The organism is Cellulomonas sp. P2_F12 (genome assembly GCF_056403775.1).
Genome location: NZ_JBFUEV010000006.1, coordinates 68,113 through 89,266, shown reverse-complemented (window position 1 = coordinate 89,266; position 21,154 = coordinate 68,113). Strand labels below are relative to the sequence as shown.

Annotated in this window: 21 protein-coding genes; 8 read left to right on the top strand and 13 right to left on the bottom strand. The window is 76.1% G+C overall.

Features of this window, described 5'->3' with window-relative positions:
- Positions 1-33: 33 nt before the first annotated feature.
- Genes AC1DWH_RS14060 through AC1DWH_RS14050 form a run of 3 tightly spaced genes read right to left on the bottom strand, consistent with a single transcriptional unit; the run spans position 34 to position 2,290 of the window.
- On the bottom strand, positions 34-891 hold the full coding sequence (locus AC1DWH_RS14060) for a 5-oxoprolinase subunit C family protein (RefSeq protein ID WP_477094202.1): 858 nt from the start codon (positions 889-891) through the stop codon (positions 34-36).
- Positions 888-1,529, bottom strand: a complete 642-nt coding sequence (locus tag AC1DWH_RS14055; RefSeq protein ID WP_477094201.1) for a 5-oxoprolinase subunit B family protein — start codon at positions 1,527-1,529, stop codon at positions 888-890. Before AC1DWH_RS14055 ends, AC1DWH_RS14060 begins: the two co-directional genes overlap by 4 nt.
- The gene (locus tag AC1DWH_RS14050) at positions 1,526-2,290 is read right to left on the bottom strand and encodes a LamB/YcsF family protein (RefSeq protein WP_477094200.1); all 765 of its coding nucleotides are present in this window, start codon (positions 2,288-2,290) and stop codon (positions 1,526-1,528) included. The genes AC1DWH_RS14055 and AC1DWH_RS14050 overlap by 4 nt, the downstream gene beginning before the upstream one ends.
- Positions 2,291-2,394: 104 nt before the next feature.
- Here AC1DWH_RS14050 and AC1DWH_RS14045 point away from each other — a divergent pair, with 104 nt between their 5' ends.
- Positions 2,395-4,935: a DEAD/DEAH box helicase gene (locus tag AC1DWH_RS14045; protein ID WP_477094287.1), complete on the top strand. Its 2,541-nt coding sequence runs from the start codon at positions 2,395-2,397 to the stop codon at positions 4,933-4,935.
- Positions 4,936-4,976: 41 nt separating this feature from the next.
- Here the strand turns inward: AC1DWH_RS14045 and AC1DWH_RS14040 are convergent, their stop codons facing one another.
- From AC1DWH_RS14040 to ssd, 7 genes are all read right to left on the bottom strand, one after another.
- Complete coding sequence (locus tag AC1DWH_RS14040) at positions 4,977-5,327, bottom strand: Rv3654c family TadE-like protein (protein WP_477094199.1); 351 nt, start codon at positions 5,325-5,327, stop codon at positions 4,977-4,979.
- Positions 5,324-5,677 carry a TadE family type IV pilus minor pilin gene (locus tag AC1DWH_RS14035; protein WP_477094198.1) on the bottom strand — a complete coding sequence of 118 codons (354 nt, stop codon included), beginning with the start codon at positions 5,675-5,677 and terminating at the stop codon, positions 5,324-5,326. Before AC1DWH_RS14035 ends, AC1DWH_RS14040 begins: the two co-directional genes overlap by 4 nt.
- The gene (locus AC1DWH_RS14030) at positions 5,674-6,009 is read right to left on the bottom strand and encodes a DUF4244 domain-containing protein (protein WP_477094197.1); all 336 of its coding nucleotides are present in this window, start codon (positions 6,007-6,009) and stop codon (positions 5,674-5,676) included. The genes AC1DWH_RS14035 and AC1DWH_RS14030 overlap by 4 nt, the downstream gene beginning before the upstream one ends.
- 136 nt (positions 6,010-6,145) lie before the next feature.
- Positions 6,146-6,739, bottom strand: coding sequence for a type II secretion system F family protein (locus tag AC1DWH_RS14025; protein ID WP_477094196.1), 594 nt, complete (start codon positions 6,737-6,739; stop codon positions 6,146-6,148).
- Entirely contained in the window at positions 6,736-7,368 is a 633-nt protein-coding gene (locus tag AC1DWH_RS14020; protein ID WP_477094195.1) for a type II secretion system F family protein, read from the bottom strand. Before AC1DWH_RS14020 ends, AC1DWH_RS14025 begins: the two co-directional genes overlap by 4 nt.
- A complete protein-coding gene (locus tag AC1DWH_RS14015) occupies positions 7,365-8,546 on the bottom strand; it encodes a TadA family conjugal transfer-associated ATPase (protein ID WP_477094194.1) in 1,182 nt (393 codons plus the stop codon). The genes AC1DWH_RS14020 and AC1DWH_RS14015 overlap by 4 nt, the downstream gene beginning before the upstream one ends.
- Positions 8,543-9,304: a septum site-determining protein Ssd gene (gene ssd, locus AC1DWH_RS14010; RefSeq protein ID WP_477094193.1), complete on the bottom strand. Its 762-nt coding sequence runs from the start codon at positions 9,302-9,304 to the stop codon at positions 8,543-8,545. Before ssd ends, AC1DWH_RS14015 begins: the two co-directional genes overlap by 4 nt.
- 216 nt (positions 9,305-9,520) lie before the next feature.
- Between ssd and AC1DWH_RS14005 the strand changes: the two genes are divergently transcribed.
- Positions 9,521-10,321 carry an HAD family hydrolase gene (locus AC1DWH_RS14005; protein WP_477094192.1) on the top strand — a complete coding sequence of 267 codons (801 nt, stop codon included), beginning with the start codon at positions 9,521-9,523 and terminating at the stop codon, positions 10,319-10,321.
- Between the two features lie 277 nt (positions 10,322-10,598).
- On the opposite strand, the gene AC1DWH_RS14000 is transcribed toward AC1DWH_RS14005, so the two are convergent.
- The gene (locus AC1DWH_RS14000; RefSeq protein ID WP_477094191.1) at positions 10,599-11,426 is read right to left on the bottom strand and encodes a Fic family protein; all 828 of its coding nucleotides are present in this window, start codon (positions 11,424-11,426) and stop codon (positions 10,599-10,601) included.
- A 34-nt stretch (positions 11,427-11,460) separates the two neighbouring features.
- Between AC1DWH_RS14000 and AC1DWH_RS13995 the strand changes: the two genes are divergently transcribed.
- Entirely contained in the window at positions 11,461-12,855 is a 1,395-nt protein-coding gene (locus AC1DWH_RS13995; RefSeq protein ID WP_456845535.1) for an NAD-dependent malic enzyme, read from the top strand.
- On the opposite strand, the gene AC1DWH_RS13990 is transcribed toward AC1DWH_RS13995, so the two are convergent.
- Positions 12,852-13,589: an IclR family transcriptional regulator gene (locus AC1DWH_RS13990; RefSeq protein WP_477094190.1), complete on the bottom strand. Its 738-nt coding sequence runs from the start codon at positions 13,587-13,589 to the stop codon at positions 12,852-12,854. The genes AC1DWH_RS13995 and AC1DWH_RS13990 overlap by 4 nt on opposite strands.
- Before the next feature lie 92 nt (positions 13,590-13,681).
- Here AC1DWH_RS13990 and hutH point away from each other — a divergent pair, with 92 nt between their 5' ends.
- From hutH to hutI, 5 genes are read left to right on the top strand one after another with little or no spacing between them, the layout of a single operon-like run.
- Positions 13,682-15,217: a histidine ammonia-lyase gene (gene hutH, locus AC1DWH_RS13985; RefSeq protein ID WP_477094189.1), complete on the top strand. Its 1,536-nt coding sequence runs from the start codon at positions 13,682-13,684 to the stop codon at positions 15,215-15,217.
- A complete protein-coding gene (hutU, locus tag AC1DWH_RS13980; RefSeq protein WP_477094188.1) occupies positions 15,214-16,878 on the top strand; it encodes a urocanate hydratase in 1,665 nt (554 codons plus the stop codon). Before hutH ends, hutU begins: the two co-directional genes overlap by 4 nt.
- Positions 16,875-18,038, top strand: a complete 1,164-nt coding sequence (locus AC1DWH_RS13975; RefSeq protein WP_477094187.1) for an allantoate amidohydrolase — start codon at positions 16,875-16,877, stop codon at positions 18,036-18,038. The genes hutU and AC1DWH_RS13975 overlap by 4 nt, the downstream gene beginning before the upstream one ends.
- Complete coding sequence (locus AC1DWH_RS13970) at positions 18,035-19,351, top strand: formimidoylglutamate deiminase (RefSeq protein WP_477094186.1); 1,317 nt, start codon at positions 18,035-18,037, stop codon at positions 19,349-19,351. Before AC1DWH_RS13975 ends, AC1DWH_RS13970 begins: the two co-directional genes overlap by 4 nt.
- A complete protein-coding gene (gene hutI / locus AC1DWH_RS13965; RefSeq protein ID WP_477094185.1) occupies positions 19,348-20,490 on the top strand; it encodes an imidazolonepropionase in 1,143 nt (380 codons plus the stop codon). Before AC1DWH_RS13970 ends, hutI begins: the two co-directional genes overlap by 4 nt.
- 62 nt (positions 20,491-20,552) lie before the next feature.
- On the opposite strand, the gene AC1DWH_RS13960 is transcribed toward hutI, so the two are convergent.
- Complete coding sequence (locus AC1DWH_RS13960) at positions 20,553-21,152, bottom strand: class I SAM-dependent methyltransferase (protein ID WP_477094184.1); 600 nt, start codon at positions 21,150-21,152, stop codon at positions 20,553-20,555.
- Positions 21,153-21,154 lie beyond the last annotated feature (2 nt).

Sequence of the window (21,154 nt, the reverse complement as noted above, 5' to 3'; positions counted from 1 at the left end):
GCGCGGCCCCGTCGTGCCGCTCCGGTCGTCGGCTCAGCCGCGGACGAAGCGGACCGGGTCCCCCGGTCGCAGCTGGCCGAGGAGGCCGATCGCGCGGCGGCGGACGACCGCGGCGACGGGGTAGCCGCCGGTCACCGGATGGTCGACGGAGAAGACGACCGGCTGCCCGTCCGGGGGCACCTGGACCGCCCCGACGACCAGGCCCTCCGACGGGAGCTCGTGGCCGGCGAACGTCGCCACCCGCGCGATCGCCGGCCCGTCGAGCCGCACCGCCACCCGGTTGGTCGCCGGCGTCACGTGGTAGTCGCCGGCACAGAGCCGCGTCAGGGCGTCGGCGAACCAGTCGGCGTGGGGACCGGGCACCACCGGGAGCTCGATCCGGCCCGGCCATGCCGCGACGGGGGCGACGTCGACCAGCGGCCAGCCCTCCGGCGCCGGTCCGACCGCCAGGACGTCCCCCGCCGATAGCGGGTCCGGCCCGAGGCCCGCGAGCTGGTCCGTGCTCCGCGAGCCCAGGACCATCGGCACGTCGATGCCGCCGCGCACCGCCACGTAGGTCCGCAGGCCCGCGGTGGCCATCCCGAGCCGCAGCTCGGCGCCGTCCCGCAGCTCGAGCACGGCCTCGTGCCCGACGGGGTGGCCGTCCACCCAGGCCGGCCCACGCGCGCCCGCGAGCGCCACGGTCTGGTCCCCGCGGACGCGCAGCCGCAGGCCGCCGACCAGCACCTCGAGACCAGCCGCCCCCTCGTCGTTGGCGACGAGCCGGTTGGCCAGCCGCAGCGCGCCGGGGTCCGCGGCCCCCGAGCGACCGACGCCGATGTGCGCCCAGCCGGGCCGTCCCAGGTCCTCCACCAGCGTGAGCACCCCGGGGTCGAGCACCTCGAGGGTCATGACGCCTCGAACCGCACGCGCGTGCCCGGCCGGAGCAGGGCCGGTGTCTCGCGCGCCACGTCGAAGAGCACGACGTCGCACCGGCCCAGCAGCCGCCACCCGCCCGGGGTCGCCGCCGGGTACACGGCGCTGAACTGGTCGGCGATCGCCACCGACCCCGCCGGGACGCGTTGCCGCGGGCTGTCGAGGCGCGGCACCCGCAGGACCGGGTCGAGGCCCGTGAGGTACGCGAAGCCGGGCATGAAGCCGCCGAACGCGACCGTGTACCGACCGCCCGCGTGCCGTGCGACCACCTCGTCCTGCGACAGCCCGGTCAGCCGCGCGACGTCGGCGAGGTCCGGGCCGTCGTACTCGACCCGCAGCACCACGTCGGCCCCGCCCTCGGTGCGTCCGGCTTCCGAACGCGCGTCCCACCACCGCTGCACCGGGAGCTCCTGCGCATCGGCCCCCTCGCGCACCCGCAGCAGCAGCGTCCGCGCGGCCGGGACCTGGTCGACGAGGGCGTCCGCCGCCGGATCCGTCCCCCGCGCGACCCGGATCGCGTCGTCCAGCGCGCGGACCTCGGCCAGGCCGGGCAGCTCGACCAGCACGGCGTCGTCCCCGTAGGGCAGCACCCGCAGGTCGCCCGCGCCGGTCATGCGCCGACGAACCGTTCGAGTCGCACGCCGCTCTGCTCGAGCGCCGCGCGCACCGCGACCGCCAGGACCGCGGCGCCCGGCGTGTCGGAGTGCACGCACACCGACTCCGGCCCGACCTTCACGTCCGTGCCGTCGACCGCCCGCACCACGCCCTCGACGGCCATCCGCACCACCCGGGCCGTGACCTCGTGGGCCGCCGTGACCACCGCGCCCGGCTCGGAGCGCGGCACCAGCGTCCCGTCGGCGCGATACCCGCGGTCGGCGAATGCCTCGGGGACAGCCCGCAGACCCCGGGCGGTCGCCGACGCCAGCACCGCGGACCCGGGCAGACCCACCACCGGCAGGTCCCCGACGGCCTCGACGACGGCGCGCGCCTGCGCCTCGTGGTGGACCACCGCGTTGTACAGAGCCCCGTGGGGCTTCACGTAGTCCACCCGCGTGCCGACGCCCTGCGCGATCCGCTGCAGGGTCGCCACCTGCTGCGCCACCTGAGCCCGCAGCACGTCGGGCGGCACGTCGAGGAACCGCCGCCCGAAGTGCTCGCGGTCGAGGTAGGACACGTGCGCGCCGACCGCCACGCCCCGAGCCGCGGCCGCCCGGCAGACGGCGGCCATGATCCGCTCGTCGCCCGCGTGAAACCCGCAGGCCACGTTCGCGCTGGTCACGACGTCGAGCAGCTGTGTGTCCAGACCGTCGACGCCGTGCTCCCAGGCGTCGAGCTCCTCGCCCAGGTCGCAGTTGAGGTCGATCCGTACGGCCATGCCCCCGATCCTGCCCGACGGCGGCCCGGTGCGAGGATGTGCCCGTGGTCGGAACCGGTGAGCTGCTCGACGTGCTGCTCGCCGCTGGACGCCGCGCCGACCGCATGACCCACGTGCGGCACATCCCCTCACGAGCCGGCACGCAGGCGGACTGGCCCTCCTGGGCCGATGCCGACCTGGTGCACGGGTACCGCTCGCTGGGCGTCGAGCGCCCCTGGCGGCACCAGGTCGAGGCTGCCGACGCCGCCTGGTCCGGTCGGCACACGGTCCTGGCGACGTCGACCGGCTCCGGCAAGTCCCTCGCGTTCTGGCTTCCCGCGCTGTCCACCACCCGCGCCGCGGCCGCCGGGGCCCTGCTCGATCCCGGCCGCATCGAGACCGTCGGGCGGCGGGCCACGACCCTGTACCTCTGCCCGACCAAGGCCCTCGCCGCCGACCAGCTCGCCGCCCTCGACCGCCTGCTCGTCGCCGGCCGTGCGCGCGACGTCCGGGTGGCCACCTGCGACGGCGACACGTCCCTCGACGAGCGCCGATGGGTCCAGGAGCACGCCGACGTCGTGCTCACCAACCCCGACTTCCTGCACTTCGCCCTGCTCCCGCAGCACCGGCGGTGGGCTCGGACGCTGGGGTCGCTGCGGTTCGTCGTGGTCGACGAGTGCCACGCGTTCCGCGGCGTCTTCGGCGCCCACGTCGGCCTCGTCCTGCGGCGGCTGCGCCGGCTCGCCGCCGCCTACGGCTCGACGCCGACCTTCCTGCTCGCCTCGGCGACCACGTCCGACCCGGCCGCGAGCGCCGCCCGGCTGATCGGCGTCGACGAGTCGGAGGTCACGGCCGTCACCGACGACGCGTCCCCCGCCGGCCGCAAGACGTTCGTGCTCTGGCAGCCGCCCGAGCTGCCCGGCACCGAGGCCCCGTGGTCGTCGCTGCTGCCGGAGGACGACCCGTGGGCCACCCCGCTCGCCCTGCCCGCGCACGTGACCCGCGCGCTCGACGACCCGAGCCGGCCCGCGCCCGACGACGTGTGGGGCCTGGCACCGCCCGGCGCCCCGTCGGACGACCCCGTCGTGCTGGCCGACCTGCTCGCGGCCGCCTTCCCCGGCTCCGAGGGCTCGGGTCCGGTGGGCACGGGCGAGCGCGTCGTCGCCGAACCCGCCGACCGTCCTCGCCGTACCGCGACCGCCGAGATCGCGGACCTCCTGGCCGACCTCACGGCCGCCGGCGCGCGCTCCCTCGCGTTCACCAGGTCCCGGCGCGGCGCCGAGTCCGTCGCCGCCACCACCCGCGCGCACCTCGAGGAGATCGACCCCACCCTGGCCCGCTCCGTCTCGGCCTACCGCGGCGGGTACCTGCCCGAGGAGCGCCGCGCGCTCGAGGCCGCGATCCGGTCCGGCTCGCTGCGTGCGCTCGCGACGACCAACGCTCTCGAGCTGGGCGTCGACATCTCGGGGCTCGACGCCGTGCTCATCGCAGGCTGGCCGGGCACCCGCGTGTCGCTCTGGCAGCAGGCGGGACGCGCCGGACGCGCCGGGACCGACGGGCTCGTGGTGCTGGTGGCCCGGGAGGACCCCCTCGATACGTTCCTGGTGCACCACGCCGAGGCGATCTTCGACGCACCCGTCGAGGCGACCGTCTTCGACACGACCAACCCCTACGTCCTGGCGCCGCACCTGTGCGCCGCCGCAGCGGAGCTCCCCGTGCGAGCCGAGGAGCTCGACCTGTTCGGCCCGCGCACGGCCGAGCTGCTGGGCGAGCTGGTGCAGCGCGGCACGCTGCGCCGGCGGCCGTCCGGCTGGTACTGGACGCACAACGAGTCGGCGAGCCGCCTGACCGACCTGCGCGGGTCCGGCGGCGACCCGGTGCGCGTGGTCGAGTCCGTGACCGGGCGGCTGCTCGGCACGGTCGACGCCGGGTCGGCCGACTCCACCGTCCACGACGGCGCCGTCTACGTGCACCAGGGCCTCACCTTCGTGGTCGACGAGCTCCGCCTCGAGGACGGCGTCGCGCTGGTGACCCGCCGGGACGTCGACTACGGCACCTGGGCGCGCTGGGTCACGACGACCGAGATCCAGTCCGTCGACGCCGAGGTGCCCTGGGGGCCGGTGACCTGGGGGTTCGGGTCGGTCGACGTCACCACGAAGGTCCTGGGCTACCAGCGCAAACGCATCCCCGACCTCCAGGTGCTCGGCAGCGAGGAGCTCGACCTGCCCGCCCGGACCCTGCGCACGACGGCCGTCTGGTGGACCGCGCCGGCGGAGGTGCTCCTGGCCGCCGGCGTCACGGTCGAGACCGCACCCGGAGCTCTGCACGCCGCCGAGCACGCGTCGATCGGCCTCCTGCCCCTGCTGGCCACCTGCGACCGGTGGGACCTCGGCGGCCTGTCCACCGCGTTGCACGTCGACACCGAGCAGGCGACCGTCTTCGTCCACGACGCCTACCCGGGCGGAGCCGGGTTCGCGGAGCGCGGCTTCACGCTCGGCGCGACCTGGCTGCGGGCCACCCGCGACGCGATCGCCGCCTGCCGCTGCCTCACCGGCTGCCCCGCCTGCGTGCAGTCCCCCAAGTGCGGCAACGCCAACAACCCCCTGGAGAAGGCCGCCGCGATCCGCCTGCTCGACGCCGTCCTCGCCCACGCCCCGACGCCCTGACTCTTCTCCGGGGCTCCCGACCCTGAGCGAGACCCCGCGGATCACCCGCGCGCCGACGCCGGTCCCGCGCGCGCGGCTGCCACGGCGTCCCCCGCGGGACCGGGCACGACCACCCGCACGGTCACGACGCCGCCACCCTCGTCGACGCACCCCGCGAGCCGTGCCCCGTTGCGCCCGACGACCTCGCCCGCGAGCTCGCACGGGTCGCCGGCGGCGTCGAGCAGACGGGAGGCCCCCGCGAGTGCGCCGAGGTCCGCCGCGGTCTGCGCCCGGCCACGGGCGAGCTGCGCGGAGCCCAGCAGCCCCAGCATCGCCGCCACGGACACCGCGGCACCCACGACCGCCAGCAGCAGCACCGTCCCCGAGCCACGGTCGGCAGCGCCGGGGCTCATGGCTCGGACCGTGCGACGGCTGTCGCGTGCGCCTGCAGCGGCGCCCCTCGCCAGGAACCCGACCCGACGGCGGACGAGACGACGACCGTCACCCAGCCGTCCGCGCGGCTCACGGCGACGGCCGCCCCGTCACCCGCCACCCGACGGGCCGTCGCGGCGACGACCGGGTCCGCCTCGCCGAGGGCAGCAGCCCGCGCACCGGCCCGCGCGCCGTCGGTGCACCGGGTCTGCGCGACCGCCGCCGCTCCGACCGTGAGCACCGCGACCAGCAGCAGCGCGACGGCGGGGAGCCCGACGGCGAGCTCGGCCGTGACGCTGCCGCGGTCGCGTCGACCCGCCGCCGCGCTCACAGCGAGAGCGCCTGCCGGATGATCCCCGTCAGCAGACCCCTCACCTCGTTCCCCTTGAGGATCACCACGAGGAGCCCGGCGAACCCGACCGCCGCGAGCGTCGCGATCGCGTACTCGGCGGTCGCCATCCCGGCCTCGGCCAGCTCCTCGCGCGCGTGCCGGCCCTGGGCGTGCCAGGCGAGCACCGTCCGCGGCAGGACCGGTCGGCGGCGGTGCGGTGCACGACCTGCGCCCCCGACGGGTGCGACCGGGCGCGGGGCCGGCCCGCTGCCCGGCGTCGGGTCGTCGTCGTGCGGGTCCTCGGGTCGTGTCCCGGTGGCGTCGATCGTCATGACCTCTCCTCTCGTCGTGCGCCGCTGACCGTCGGGCGCGACGCCAGCCTCGGTCGCGACGGCCCCGTCGGGGACGACCGGTCGGCGATCGGTGGATCCGCGGCCGGGAGGGCGGGCTGTGGACGGGTCGGAGGCGTCATCCGAGCAGGTCCCCGGCCAGGCTGAGCAGCATCGGCACCAGCCCGAGCAGCACGAACGCCGGCAGGAAGCACAGCCCGAGCGGGAGGACGAGGTGCACCCCGAGGGTCCCCGCGGCTGCCCGGGCGCGGGTGCGGCGCTCGCGGCGGAGCTGGTCGGCCCGCGCGCGCAGCGCCGGTCCCGGCGCGGACCCCGTGACCCAGCTCGCCTCCAGCGCCCCGACCACCTCGACCAGCGCCGCCTCCGCTCCCGACCATGCCGCGGACCACGGGGCGCCGAGGACCAGCGCCGTACCGCCGCGCGCGAGGACGGCGCCCTGGGCTCCCCCGACGGCCGCCCCGACCGCGGACAGCGCGCGAGGGATCGACACACCGGTCGCGATCGCGACGTCGAGCAGGTCCAGCAGCAGGACGGCATCGATGGCCGCCTCGGCACGCGGGCCTCGCCGTGCCGCCCGTCCGTCGCCGCGCCTCCTCTCGACCGCGCGTGAGCCGGCGGGACCCCGGCTCGCGCGGCGCGGCGATCCCCACCTCGGCACGGTCGCCCCGAGGACGGTCAGCGTCACGACGACGGCGAGCGCGGGCGGCGTCACGGGCGGGCAGCGCGGGCCAGGAGCGCCGAGGTCCACCACCGGCCCAGCAGGAGCGCCGTGACGCCGAGCACCGCCGCGGTGGTCCCGAGTCCTCCCGAGAGGACCACCGCGACCGGGTCCGCCCCGAGCAGGCCGCCCAGCACCAGCCCGAGCAGCGGCAGCCCCGCGAGGACCCGCGCGGTCGCCCGCGGTCCGGCCAGTGCGGCCCGGCGCTCCCCCTCTGCCTCCTCGTCGGCCGCCACGGCCGACGCGATCCTGTCCAGCACGCCGGCCAGGGGCGCCCCGAGGTCGTCGGACAACCGCGTCGCGGCGACCACCGCCCGCGCCCGCTGCAGGTCGCCCGGCCGGCGGCGGGACCGACGGGTCGCGAGGACGAGTGCGCCCACCGTGGGGACCGGGCCGGCCGTCGGGTCGCCGAGCACGCGGCTCCACGCACCGGCGGGGCTCGCGCCGGCCCGCAGCTGCGCGGAGGCGCCCAGCAGGACCGCGGAGAGGTCCCACGAGGGCGAGCGGTCGTCCGTGCGGGCCGCGCGGCCGGCCCGGGACCGGCTCCGCGCCGGCCGCCGGCCTACGACGCCGACCCCCGCGAGCAGGGCCAGCGCGACGAGCCCACCGACGACGACGCTCACCGCGCGACCCGGCCCACCTCGGGCAGCCCGAGCCGCTCCGCGAGCGCCGGCCACGCCGCTCCCGGCTCGGTCACGCCGGTCGGGTCGCAGCGCAGCGCGCACGCCACCTCGAGCGCACCCGACGCGTCCCGTCGCACGACGCCGACCTCCGCCAGGTACCGCCGACCCCGGTCCCCCGTCGCCCGCCGCAGGTGGAGCACCGCGTCGAACGCGCTCGAGGCCTGCGCGGCGACGGCGTCGCGCGTCATCCCCGCGAGGGCCGCCAGTGCCTCCAGCCGCGCGGGGACGTCGGCGGCGGCGTTGGCGTGCACGGTCGTGCAGCCGCCGTCGTGCCCGGTGTTCAGCGCGGTCAGCACCTCACGCACCTCGCCGCCCCGGCACTCGCCGAGCACGATCCGGTCGGGCCGCATGCGCAACGCGTGGCGGACCAGGTCGGCCAGGTCGACCCGGCCGGCGCCGTCGACGTTCGCCTGCCGGGCCAGCAGCCGGACCACGTGCGGGTGCGCCGGCGCCAGCTCCCCGGCCTCCTCGACGACGACGATGCGCTCGTCGTGCGGCACGAGCGTCAGGAGCGCCGCCAGGAGCGTCGTCTTCCCCGAGCCGGTCGCGCCGGAGACCAGCAGGTTGGCGCGCGTGGCCACGAGTGCCCGGACCACCGGCACCAGCGGCGGCGCGAGCATGCCGACCGCGACGAGCTGCTCGAGCGTGAACGCCCGGGACCGCACGGCCCGCAGGCTGATCAGGGCACCGGCGTCGGCCACGGGCGGGAGCACGGCGTGCAACCGGGTCCCGTCGGGCAGGCGGGCGTCGACGGCCGGCGAGGCGTCGTCGAGGCGCTGGCCACCGGCCGCCGCGAGCCGGACGGCGAGCGTCCGCACGTCGTCGGCCCCGCCGAGGTCCACACCGGTCAGCACGAGCCGTCCGCTTCGCTCGACCCACACCTCGCGCGGGCCGTTGACCAGCACGTCCGTCACCTCGGGATCGTCGAGGAGCGCCTGCAGCCGCCCGGCTCCGAAGAGCTCGTCCCGGACGGCCCGGGTGACCGACCCGAGGGCGCTGGAGCCCAGCACCGCGCCGGCCTCGCGCGCGGCGGCCTCCACGGCGGCGCCCACCCCGTCCGCGTCCCGCCCGACGCGCGCCCGGACCGCGTCGAGGAAGTCCGGTCCCACCGGCGTCACCGGCCGAGCTCCTTCTCGAGCGCGCCGACCAGCCGGGCGGCGGCACGCGCGCTGCGCCCTCCACCAGGCACGCCGCCACGCTCGAGCGCCGCGGCCAGGCTCCCGTCCGCCCGGAGCGTGCCGAGCGACGGGAGCCCGACAGCCTCCGACAGCTCCGCCGCACCGAGCCCGCCGGGCGCCGGACCGCGCACCACCAGCCACGTCGGCACCCCGACCAGCCGCGGTCGCATCGCGAGGATGCCGGCGGCCGTGCGCAGGTCCCGCGGCGCGACGACGAGCACGGCGTCGCACACGGCCGCGACCGACTCCCCGGCCACGACGGAGGCCCGGTCGAGGTCGAGCACGAGCGCGCCGACCGACCCCGTCAACGCGTGCAGGACGTCGGCCACGACCCCGGGCTCGGGCGCCCCCGGCCGCTCCCGGTCGGCGCTGAGCACCGCGCACGCCCCCCACCGCGGAAGCAGCGCGAGGACGTCGGCCCCGGCCACCTCTCCGCGCGCGTCCGCGAGGTCGGGCCAGCGCACCCCGTCGGCGGACTCGAGCCCCAGCAGCACGTCGATCCCGCCGGACGCGCGGTCCAGGTCCACCAGCGCGGTCGCGGTGCGGCGCGCGAGCTGCCGGGCGAGGGCCGCTGCCAGCGTCGACGCGCCGGCACCGCCGCGACCGGCCACCACACCGACGACCAGCGCGCGGCGCGGCGGCGTGGCGACCGACGGCCAGGCCGGAAGGCCGGGGTGGGCACCCTCGAGGGGGGTCATCGGGCGCACCTCTCCGTCCTGCCCGACCCGACCGTCGGCGCACGAGGAACCCTGCCGTCGGGCCTGCGGCGGCCGGCAGCCGAGGCCGCGATCGGTGCACGCAGCACGGATACGCGGGGGCTGTGGGCGTGTCGGCCCCGGCGGCTAGGCTCACGGCGAACCGCTCGTCACCCACCGGTGTCGCGCGCGCCCCGACGACCAGCGCCCCGGAGCAGCATGAGCGAGGAACCGACGCCCGACGCGCGCGAGGCCGCGTTCTTCGACCTGGACAAGACGATCATCGCGACCTCGTCGGCCACGGCCTTCTCGCGCCCGTTCCTCGCGGAGGGCCTGCTCACCCGGCGGTCCGTGGTGCGGACGGCCTATGCGCAGCTGCTCTACCTGGTCGGGGGTGCCGACGAGGACCAGACCGAACGCCTCCGCGCGCAGCTGTCCCGGATGGTCGCCGGCTGGGACGTGGCGCAGGTGTCCGCCATCGTCGCGGAGACCCTGCACGAGTCCATCGACCCGACCGTGTACGCCGAGGCCGTCGCGCTCATCGAGTCCCACCACGCGGCGGGCCGGGACGTGGTCGTGGTGTCGGCGTCGGGCGCCGAGGTGGTCGAGCCCATCGCCGCGATCCTGGGCGCCGACCGCGTCATCGCCACCCGCATGAACGTCGTCGACGGCCGCTACACCGGCGACATCGACTTCTACGCCTACGGGGAGAACAAGGCGTCGGCCATCCGGGAGCTCGCCGCGGTCGAGGGGTACGACCTGGACGCCAGCTTCGCCTACTCCGACTCGATCACGGACGCGCCGATGCTCGGCACGGTCGGCCACGCGTTCGCGGTGAACCCGGACCGCGCGCTGCGGCGCCTCGCGCTGGAACGCGGGTGGGGCACGCTCTCGTTCGTCCGGCCTGTGGCGCTGTTCCCGCGGCGCGCGCGCATCGCCACGGCGGGCGTCGTGACCCTCGTCGCGGTCGCCGTCGTCGTCACCTGGATCGCGGTCCGCAGGCACCGTCGCCGCGCCTGAGGCCGTCCCGCATCACGGACTCTCGTCCCAGCATCCGGCGCGCTCGAGGCGCTGGCCTGCGCAGTCATCCCCAGGGGTTTCGCTCGTCCGGCGTGTGCGGTACCAAGGAGTCACAACTGCATGACCGCGAGGGTACCCACGCGCAGGAGAGCCCACCTATGGGCAGGTCGACCGGGCTGGTCCCGTCGCGACCGACACCGGTGCACGCCTGATCACCTTCCGGTCGGCTGTTGGCGGCGGCGCCTCTCGAGGCGCCGTCGTTCGTCTGTCCCCGCCCTCAGGGCGGCGTCAGGGTGCCCGCACGCACCCCGTCGGCGATCGCGCGGGCCTCGTCGGCACCCGCCACCACCGCGTCCCCGTACGCGCGCAGCCAGGCGGCCACCCCCTCCGCGGACGCGGTCGCGAACCCCGCGGCGCCCCCGAGGTACGGGTTCAGCGCCGCCGCCCACGCGGACTCCGCGACGATCGAGCCGGTCGGGTCGAGCCCGCGGGAGGTGAGCAGCAGGCGCGCGACGGCCCGCGCCACCAGCCCGTTCCCGGCCCGGAACGGTCTCAGGGCCAGCAGCTCGGCATGCACGACGGCGCCGACGACCAGGGCCGGCACCCGGGAAGCGCGGACGGTCTCGTCGAGCAGGTCGAGCCGGGCGGCGAGCTCCTCGCCGGCCAGGGCCGACCCCAGGCCGGTGAGGTCCTGCGGCGGATCCGCGGCCCGCAGCCGTCCGAGGTCGGCGTCGTCGAGCCAGCCCTCGCCGGCGGCCACGTGCACCCGCACGAGCAGCTGCCGCAGGGGCGGTGGGGCGACCGCGCCGCGGACTCCCAGCTCGGGCATGAGGCTCTCGACGAGCGCGGTCGCGCGCAGGGCGCCGACGACCACCGGCGCGTGCCCGCCCTCGGTGGCCAGCGACCGGACCAGCGACAGCGGCACGCGCGCACCCTCGATGGCGCAGGACGCCTGGGTCGCCCGCAGCCCGGCCTCGGCCCGCACCTCCCGCCAGCGCCGCCGGTAGGCCTCGTGCCACCGCAGCTCCTCGCACGCGACGCGGGAACGCTCCACGGCGTCGGCGACCCCCGGCAGCTCCAGCAGCGGGGCGAGGGGGTCGGGCACGCGCCCACCCTACGAGAGAGGCCACAATGGCGAGATGGTGTCACCGAGCGTCTCCTCGTCCATCACGGCACGGCTGGAGGTGCAGGCCAGGCCGACCGCCGTCAGCGAGCTCACGACGGCGATCGAGAAGGCCGGCGGCATCGTCACCGCGCTCGACGTCACGGCCTCGGGCCACGAGCAGATGACCGTCGACGTCACGTGCGCCACGCGCGGCGAGCAGCACGCGGCCCAGATCGTGGAGGCCCTCAAGGAGCTGCACGGCGTCGTCGTCGACCGCGTCAGCGACCGCACGTTCCTGATGCACATCGGCGGGAAGCTGTCGATCGAGTCGAAGGTGCCGCTGCGCAACCGCGACGACCTGTCGATGGTCTACACGCCGGGCGTGGCGCGCGTGTGCGAGGCCATCGCGGCGCACCCCGAGGACGCGCGCCGGCTCACCATCAAGCGCAACACGATCGCCGTCGTCACCGACGGCACCGCGGTGCTGGGGCTCGGCAACATCGGTCCGCTGGCCAGCCTGCCGGTCATGGAGGGCAAGGCGGTCCTGTTCAAGCGGTTCGCCGGCATCGACGCGTTCCCCATCGCGCTCGACACCACGGACGTCGACCAGATCGTCGAGACCATCTGCGCGATCGCGCCGGTGTTCGCCGGCATCAACCTCGAGGACTTCTCGGCGCCGCGATGCTTCGAGATCGAGCGGCGGCTGCGCGAGCGTCTGGACATCCCGGTGTTCCACGACGACCAGCACGGCACCGCGATCGTCGTCGTCGCGGCGCTGACCAACGCGCTCAAGGTGGTCAAGAAGGACCTGGCCACCGTCCGGATCGTGCTCTCGGGCGCCGGCGCCGCGGGCACGGCAGTGCTCAAGCTGCTGCTGGCGGCGGGCGCCAAGGACGTCGTCGTCGCGGACATCGAGGGCGTCATCCGCGCGGACCGACCCGGGCTGGACGAGTCCCTGTTCTGGACCGCGAGCATGACCAACCCGCGCGGCATCACGGGGTCGATCCCGGACGCGCTCAAGGACGCCGACGTCTTCATCGGCGTCTCGGCGCCGGACGTCATCACGGGCCACGACGTCTCGACGATGGCGAAGGACGCGATCGTGTTCGCGCTCGCGAACCCGCGGCCCGAGGTGGACCCCGACGACGCCGCGCAGTACGCGGCCGTGGTCGGCACCGGCCGCTCCGACTTCGCCAACCAGATCAACAACGTGCTGGCGTTCCCCGGCGTGTTCCGCGGCCTGCTCGACGCCCAGTCCCACCGGATCACCAGCCGGATGCTGCTGGCCGCGGCCTACGCGCTGGCGTCGGTGGTCACGGACGACGAGCTCAACCCGACATACATCGTGCCCAGCGTCTTCAACCCCGAGGTCACCACCGTCGTCGCCGCCGCGGTGAGCAAGGCTGCGCTGACCCCGATCGAGGCCTAGACCCGCCGCGCCAGCTCGCCGGCCGCTCGCTGGGTCGCCCGGACGAGGTCCGCGGGGACCTGGCCGTCGTCGGCGAACGTGACCGCGAGCCCGGCGATCGGGAACCGGGTGCGGTCACGGACGGCCACGGCGACGGACGCGAACCCGGTGGTCACGTCGCCGTGCTCCTGCGCCCACCCGACGCGCCGGACCTCGGTGAGGACCGTCCGCAGCTCCGAGAGCCGCCGCGGGCCGACACCCGTCCGGTCGACGAATGCCTCTCGGCCCGGGAACAGGGCCCTGACCTGCGCCGACGGCAGGTCGGCGAGGATCGCGCGGCCGCTGGCGGTGAGGTGCGCGGGGAGCCGCACGCCGACGTCCGTCACCAGCACCGGCCGCCGGGCGGCCCGCTCCTCGACGACGTAGAGCACGTCGCGTCCGTGCAGGACCGCCAGGTGCGCGCTCTCCCCGACCTGGTCGACGAGCCGGGCGAGCACCGGTCGCGCCGCGCGCGCCAGGGGCGCCTGCCGGGAGTAGGCGGAGCCCAGCTCGAACGCGGCCAGGCCCAGCCCGTAGCGGCGCTCCTCGGGCAGGTGGACGACGAACCCGTGCTGCGTCAGGACGGCGAGCAGGTGGTACGTGCTCGAGCGCGGGAGGTCGAGGGCGGTCGCCAGCGCGGCGGCGGGCAGCGGGCCCGTCCGCGACAGGTGGCGGAGCAGCCGCAGGGTCGCGTCGGCGGCGGGGACGTCGCTCATGCAACGCACCTCCTCCGAGCAGCGTCTGGGATACCAGACGGTATCGCTCGCGACGACCTAGGAGCGCCCACCGGCACGCGGTGTCATGAACCATGAGCACCACTACTGCCACCGACACCGTCGTCGTCGGCACCGGACCGGTCTCGATCGCCGACGTCGTCGCGGTCGCTAGGCACGGCGCGGGTGTCCGCCTGTCCGACGAGGCCCTCGCGGCGATCGCCCGCGGCCGCGCGGTCGTCGACGAGCTCGCCGCCGACCCCCAGCCGCACTACGGCATCTCCACGGGCTTCGGCGCGCTGGCCACCCTGTCCATCCCCGCCGAGAAGCGCCGCGACCTCCAGCGGAGCCTCGTCCGCTCGCACGCCGCGAGCACCGGACCGGAGGTCGAGCGCGAGGTCGTCCGCGCCCTCATGCTGCTCCGACTCTCGACGCTCGCCACCGGCCACACCGGCGTCCGCCCGGAGACCGCGAGCGCGTACGCCGCGATGCTCGACGCAGGCATCACGCCCGTCGTGCGCGAGTACGGCTCGCTCGGCTGCTCGGGCGACCTCGCCCCGCTGGCGCACTGCGCGCTGGCGCTCATGGGTGAGGGCCAGGTCCGCGACTCCGCCGGCACGCTCATGACGGCCACGCAGGCAGGCATCGTGCCCGTGACGCTCACCGAGAAGGAGGGCCTCGCCCTCATCAACGGCACGGACGGCATGCTCGGCATGCTCGCGCTGGCGCTGCACGACCTCGACACGCTGCTGACCACGGCGGACGTCGCCGCGGCGATGAGCGTCGAGTCGCTGCTGGGCACGGACGCCGTGTTCGCGGCCGACCTCCAGGGCCTACGGCCGCACCCCGGCCAGGCCGCCTCCGCCGCGCACTTCCGTGCCGCCCTGCACGGCTCCGGGATCATGGCCAGCCACAAGACCCCGGACTGCACCCGCGTGCAGGACGCCTACTCGCTGCGCTGCGCGCCGCAGGTGCACGGGGCAGCCCGCGACACGATGGCCCACGCGCGCGCCGTCGCCGAGCGCGAGCTGGCCGCCGCCGTCGACAACCCCGTCATCACCGACGACGGCCGCGTCGAGTCCAACGGCAACTTCCACGGGGCGCCGGTCGGCTACGTGCTCGACTTCCTGGCGATCGCCGTCGCGGACGTCGCGAGCATGTCCGAGCGCCGCACCGACCGGTTCCTCGACGTGTCCCGCAACCACGGCCTGCCCGCGTTCCTCGCGCACGACCCCGGCGTCGACTCCGGCCTGATGATCGCGCAGTACACCGCGGCCGGGCTGGTCTCGGAGCTCAAGCGGCTCGCGGTGCCGGCGAGCGTCGACTCGATCCCGTCGTCCGCCATGCAGGAGGACCACGTGTCGATGGGCTGGCACGCGGCCCGCAAGCTGCGCCGGTCGATCGACGCCCTGACCCGCGTGCTCGGCATCGAGCTCCTCACGGCCGCTCGCGCGATGGACCTGCGTGCGCCGCTGCAGCCGTCACCGGTCACGGGCGCGGTGCGGGACCTGCTTCGTGCACGCGGCATCCCCGGCCCCGGACCCGACACCTACCTCTCCCCCGACCTCGAGACCGCCGCGGACGCCGTGCGGGACGGGGCCGTCGCCTCCCAGCTAGGAGCACGCTCATGACCGCCGGCCCCCGTCCCGTCCGTGCCCCGCGCGGCACCACCCTCACGGCCCGTAGCTGGCAGACCGAGGCACCGCTGCGGATGCTCATGAACAACCTGGACCCCGAGGTCGCCGAGCGCCCGGACGACCTGGTCGTCTACGGCGGGACCGGCAAGGCGGCCCGGTCGTGGGACGCGTACGACGCCATCGTGCGGACGCTGACCACGCTCGGCGACGACGAGACGCTGCTGGTCCAGTCGGGCAAGCCCGTCGGCGTGCTGCAGACCCACGAGTGGGCGCCGCGCGTGCTCATCGCCAACTCGAACCTGGTCGGCGACTGGGCCACCTGGCCGGAGTTCCGCCGGCTCGAGCAGCTCGGCCTGACCATGTACGGGCAGATGACCGCGGGCTCGTGGATCTACATCGGCACCCAGGGGATCCTGCAGGGCACCTACGAGACCCTGGCCGCCGTCGCGGCGAGCAAGTTCGGCGGCACGCTCGCCGGGACCCTGACCGTGACCGGCGGCTGCGGCGGGATGGGCGGCGCGCAGCCGCTCGCCGTGACGCTCAACGGTGGCGCGTGCCTCATCGTCGACGTCGACGGCGACCGCCTGCACCGCCGGGTCCGCGAGCGCTACCTGGACCGGGTGGCGACGAGCCTGGACGAGGCGATCGCGCTGGTCACCGAGGCTCGCACCGAGAAGCGGGCCCTGTCCGTCGGCGTCGTCGGCAACTGTGCGCAGGTGCTGCCCGAGCTGCTGCGTCGCGGCGTCGAGGTCGACGTCGTCACCGACCAGACGTCCGCGCACGACCCGCTGTCCTACCTGCCGGTGGGCGTCGAGGTGTCCGACTGGGCCGCCTACGCGGCCGCGAAGCCCGAGGAGTTCACCGACCGGGCTCGCGAGTCGATGGCCCGGCACGTCGAGGCGATGGTCGGGTTCATGGACGCCGGCGCCGAGGTGTTCGACTACGGCAACTCGATCCGCGACGAGGCCCGCCAGGGCGGCTACGACCGGGCGTTCGACTTCCCCGGGTTCGTCCCGGCGTACATCCGGCCGCTGTTCGCGGAGGGCAAGGGCCCGTTCCGGTGGGCCGCGCTGTCCGGCGACCCGCGCGACATCGCCGTCACCGACCAGGCCGTGCTCGACCTGTTCCCCGAGAACGACCACCTGCACCGCTGGATCCGCGCGGCACAGGACCGGGTCGCGTTCCAGGGTCTGCCGGCGCGGATCTGCTGGCTCGGGCACGGCGAGCGGGACCGCGCGGGGCTGCGGTTCAACGAGCTCGTGGCCTCGGGCGAGGTCAGCGCGCCGCTCGTCATCGGGCGTGACCACCTCGACGCCGGCTCCGTCGCGTCGCCGTACCGCGAGACCGAGGGGATGGCCGACGGGTCCGACGCCATCGCCGACTGGCCGCTTCTGAACGCGCTGGTGGCGTCCTCCTCGGGGGCCACCTGGGTGTCGATCCATCACGGCGGCGGCGTCGGCATGGGCCGCTCGATCCACGCCGGGCAGGTCTCGGTGGCCGACGGCACGGACCTGGCCGCCCGCAAGCTCGCGCGCGTGCTGTCCAACGACCCGGCCATGGGCGTGCTGCGGCACGTCGACGCGGGCTACCCGCGGGCCGACGAGGTCGCAGCCGCCCACGGGCTGCGGGTGCCGATGCGGGAGGGTGGCGCGTGACGTTCGCCAGCACGTGGTCGGACCTGTCGCAGGTCGGGCGCGCCGCCGACGGGGGCTACCGCCGGTTCGCGTGGACCCGCGAGGACCACGTCCTGCGCGAGTGGTTCGCGGGCGAGGCGGAGGCCCGCGGACTCTCCCTGACGACCGACCGCGCCGGCAACCAGTGGGCCTGGTGGGGCGACCCGGACGCGACCCCGGGGGTCGTCACCGGCAGCCACCTCGACTCGGTGCCCGGCGGCGGCGCGTTCGACGGCCCGCTGGGCGTGGTCAGCGGCTTCGCGGCCCTGGACGCGCTCCGTTCGCGCGGCTTCGAGCCGAGCAGGCCGCTCGGCATCGCGAACTTCGTCGACGAGGAGGGCGCGCGCTTCGGCGTCGCCTGCGCCGGATCGCGCCTGATCACCGGGGTCCTGGACCCCGACAAGGCCCGAGGCCTGCGCGACGCCGACGGGGTGTCGATGGCCGACGCGCTCCGCACGGCCGGCCGCGACCCGTCGCACCTGGGCCGCGACGACGAGACCCTGCGCCGCATCGCGTCCTTCGTCGAGCTGCACGTCGAGCAGGGCCGCGGTCTCGTGCACTCCGGCGACCCGGTCGGCGTCGGCCGCATGATCTGGCCGCACGGCCGCTGGCGGGTCGACCTGCGCGGCGAGGCCAACCACGCCGGCACCACCCCGCTGGCGGACCGCCGCGACCCGATGCTCGACCTCGCCGCGTTCATCGCGCACGTGCGGTCGGCTGCGCAGGACGCGGGCGCGCTCGCGACCGTCGGCAAGCTGCGCGTGGACCCGAACGGCGTCAACGCGATCCCGTCGCAGGTCACGGCCTGGCTGGACGTCCGCGCGGAGGACGAGTCGGCGGTCCGCGCGGTCCTGAGCGACCTGGCGGGATACGCGCCGACCGAGGAGTCGTGGACGCCGGTCACCCTGCTCGACGCTGACCTCGCCGACGTCGTCGCGGACGCCCTGGGCGGCGCGCCGCGCCTCGGCACCGGCGCCGGCCACGACGCCGGGATCCTTGCCGCCGCGGGCATCCCGACGGCCATGCTGTTCGTCCGCAACCCGTCCGGCATCTCGCACGCGCCTACGGAGGACGCCGACGAGACCGACTGCCTGGCGGGCATCGACGCGCTGACGGCGACGCTCGAACGGCTGCTGTCGTGACGACGTTCTGGGCGGCGCACGCCCAGCTCCCGGGCGGCCTCGCCGAGGACGTCCGGATCTCGGTCGCCGACGGTCGCATCACGAGCGTGTCCGCGGGCGTCCGCGCCCACCAGGACGACCACCGCCTCCCCGGCGTCGTCCTGCCCGGCTTCGCCAACACGCACTCCCACGCGTTCCACCGCGCGCTCCGCGGCCGGACCCACGACGGCGGCGGCACGTTCTGGACCTGGCGGGACCGGATGTACGCGCTGGCCGCGACCCTGACTCCGGACGCCTACCTCGACCTGGCCCGGGCGACGTACGCCGAGATGGTGCTCGCGGGCGTCACGGCCGTCGGCGAGTTCCACTACCTGCACCACGCCCCCGGCGGCACCCCGTACGACGACCCGAACGTCATGGCCGAGTCCTTGCGCACCGCCGCGCACGACGCGGGCCTGCGGATCACCCTGCTCGACACCGCCTACCTGACCGGCGGCATCGACGCGCCGCTCGAGGGAGCACAGCGACGGTTCGGCGACCACGACGCCGACGCCTGGGCCGCCCGGGTCGCCGCCATCCGCCCCGACGACACCCTGACGGTCGGCGCCGCGATCCACTCCGTCCGCGCGGTACCCCTCGACGCGATCCCGGCGATCGCGGCCCACGCGACCGGCCGCCCGCTGCACGTGCACCTCTCCGAGCAGCGCCTCGAGAACGAGCAGTCGCTGGCCACGTTCGGCGCCACCCCGACGCGGGTGCTGGAGGACGCGGGGGCGCTCGGCCCGGACACGACCGCGGTCCACGCCGTGCACGTCACGCCCGAGGACGTCGCGATCCTGGGCTCCACGCGGACCGGTATCTGCCTCTGCCCGTCCACCGAGCAGGACCTCGGCGACGGCATCGCCCCCGGCGACCTGCTCAGGAGCGCGGGGGCTCGGCTGTCCGTCGGCAGCGACCAGCACGTCCGCACCGACCTGCTCGCGGAGGCCCGGTCCGTCGAGATGCACGAGCGCCTCGCCGGCGAGAGCCGCGGCGTCTTCACCCCCGCTCAGCTCCTCGACCTGCTGACCGCCGGCGGGCACGCGAGCCTCGGCGACCCGACCGGCGGACGCCTCGAGCCCGGCGCCCGCGCGGACCTCGTGGCGGTGCGCACCGACACCCCGCGCGCGGCCGGTGCCGACCCGGCGCAGCTCGTCCTCGTCGCGGGCAGCGGCGACGTCGACACCGTGGTCATCGGCGGAGTCGTGCGTGTCGCGGCAGGGCAGCACGTCCTGGGCGACGTCGGCGCGATGCTGGGCACGGCGATCGCCGCCGCGTGGGAGGGGACCCGATGACGTCGCACCTGGTCACCGGCATCGGCGAGCTCACCACGCACGACGACCGGTTCGACGGCCCGCTGCTCGACGCCGCGCTGGTCGCCGAGGACGGTGTGGTCGCGTGGGTCGGGCACGCGCGTGACGCGCCCGCTGCCGACGACCGGACCGACGTCGGCGGCGCCGCCGTGATCCCCGGCTTCGTCGACAGCCACACCCACCTGGTCTTCGCGGGCGACCGGTCCGCCGAGTTCGAGGCCCGCATGGCCGGCACCCCGTACACGGGTGGCGGGATCGCGACGACGGTCGCGGCGACGCGCGAGGCCTCCGACGACGAGCTCCGCCGGCGCCTGCGCGCCCTGGTCGCGGAGGCCCGGGGCCAGGGCACGACGACCATCGAGATCAAGAGCGGCTACGGCCTGGACGTCGCCACGGAGGAGCGCCTGCTCCGCCTGGCCCGGGAGGTCACGACGGAGACCACGTTCCTCGGCGCGCACGTGGTCCCGCCGGGCATCGACCGCGCCGCCTACCTCGCCCTGGTGACCGGCCCGATGCTCGAGGCCTGCGCCCCGCACGCCCGCTGGGCCGACGTCTTCTGCGAGCCGGCGAGCCCGCACGCGTTCGACGGCGACGAGGCCCGCGAGGTGCTCGCCGCCGCCCGGAGGGCTGGTCTGGGCCTGCGGGTCCACGGCAACCAGCTCGGTCCCGGCCCCGGCGTGCAGCTCGCGGTCGAGCTCGGCGCCGCCAGCGTCGACCACTGCACGTTCCTGACGGACGCCGACGTCGCGGCCCTGGCCGGCAGCTCCACGGTCGCCACACTGCTGCCCGGCGTCGAGTTCTCCACCCGCTCGCCGTACCCGGACGCCCGCCGCCTGCTCGACGCGGGCGTCGTGGTCGCGCTGGCCACCGACTGCAACCCCGGCACGTGCTTCTCGACGTCGATGCCGCTGATGATCGCGCTGGCGGTCCGCGAGATGGGCATGACCATCGCCGAGGCCGTCCGGGCGGCCACGCTCGGCGGCGCGCACGCCCTGCGCCGCGACGACATCGGCCACCTGTCCGTGGGCGCTCGCGCCGACCTCGCGGTCCTCGACGCGCCGACCCACCGGCACCTGGCCTACCGACCGGGCGTCCCGATCGCGCGGGCGCTGACGCTCTAGCTGAAGACTTTGTCGCGCCCACCGTGACGAAGTCTTCAACTAGTGCGCTTCCGACCGCGAGCTCAGCCCAGACGGCGTGCTCGGAGCACCTCGTCGACGTGGTGGTGGCCCTGGCCGCTCGCCGGGACCGCCCGTGCGCGGCGCTCGTCGACCTCGATCGACCAGCCCTCGCCCAGCGCGTCGACCACGTCCTGGTGCGCGACGTAGTCCTCGGGGTCGTAGCCGCGGGCGATGGCCTCGTCGCGGTCGACGTCGGCGTGGTGCACCACGAGGAGGACGCCGCCCGGCGCGACGGCCGCGAGGAGGGCGCGCTCGGCGTCCTGCCCCGGCGTGCGCAGCAGCGCGGGGTACTGCACGGACACGAGGTCGAACGCGGCCGCGGGCAGCGCCGCCTCGACCAGCCCGGCGCGCACCCGCTCGACCTCGACGCCGGCGTCCCGCGCGTGCGCGGCCACGCGGTCGAGCGCCACCGCGGACACGTCGAGCGCGGTGACGCTCCACCCCCGGCGGGCGAGCCAGACGGCGTCGCCGCCCTCACCGCAGCCGACGTCGAGCACGCGGCCCGGGGCCAGGCCGGTGACCTCGGCGACCAGGGTGCCGTTCGGCTCCCCGCTCCAGACGCGCTTCGACGCGGAGTAGCGCTCGTCCCAGTCGACGCTCATGC

Coding starts and splice junctions, on each gene's coding strand:
- AC1DWH_RS13995 (WP_456845535.1), top strand. CDS start 11,461: ATGGTGTCACCGAGCGTCTCCTCGTCCATCACGGCACGGCTGGAGGTG.
- hutI (WP_477094185.1), top strand. CDS start 19,348: ATGACGTCGCACCTGGTCACCGGCATCGGCGAGCTCACCACGCACGAC.
- AC1DWH_RS14030 (WP_477094197.1), bottom strand. CDS start 6,009: ATGACGATCGACGCCACCGGGACACGACCCGAGGACCCGCACGACGAC.
- hutU (WP_477094188.1), top strand. CDS start 15,214: ATGACCGCCGGCCCCCGTCCCGTCCGTGCCCCGCGCGGCACCACCCTC.
- AC1DWH_RS14005 (WP_477094192.1), top strand. CDS start 9,521: ATGAGCGAGGAACCGACGCCCGACGCGCGCGAGGCCGCGTTCTTCGAC.
- AC1DWH_RS14040 (WP_477094199.1), bottom strand. CDS start 5,327: ATGAGCCCCGGCGCTGCCGACCGTGGCTCGGGGACGGTGCTGCTGCTG.
- AC1DWH_RS14060 (WP_477094202.1), bottom strand. CDS start 891: ATGACCCTCGAGGTGCTCGACCCCGGGGTGCTCACGCTGGTGGAGGAC.
- AC1DWH_RS13990 (WP_477094190.1), bottom strand. CDS start 13,589: ATGAGCGACGTCCCCGCCGCCGACGCGACCCTGCGGCTGCTCCGCCAC.
- AC1DWH_RS14050 (WP_477094200.1), bottom strand. CDS start 2,290: ATGGCCGTACGGATCGACCTCAACTGCGACCTGGGCGAGGAGCTCGAC.
- hutH (WP_477094189.1), top strand. CDS start 13,682: ATGAGCACCACTACTGCCACCGACACCGTCGTCGTCGGCACCGGACCG.
- AC1DWH_RS13960 (WP_477094184.1), bottom strand. CDS start 21,152: ATGAGCGTCGACTGGGACGAGCGCTACTCCGCGTCGAAGCGCGTCTGG.
- AC1DWH_RS14055 (WP_477094201.1), bottom strand. CDS start 1,529: ATGACCGGCGCGGGCGACCTGCGGGTGCTGCCCTACGGGGACGACGCC.
- ssd (WP_477094193.1), bottom strand. CDS start 9,304: ATGACCCCCCTCGAGGGTGCCCACCCCGGCCTTCCGGCCTGGCCGTCG.
- AC1DWH_RS14045 (WP_477094287.1), top strand. CDS start 2,395: ATGACCCACGTGCGGCACATCCCCTCACGAGCCGGCACGCAGGCGGAC.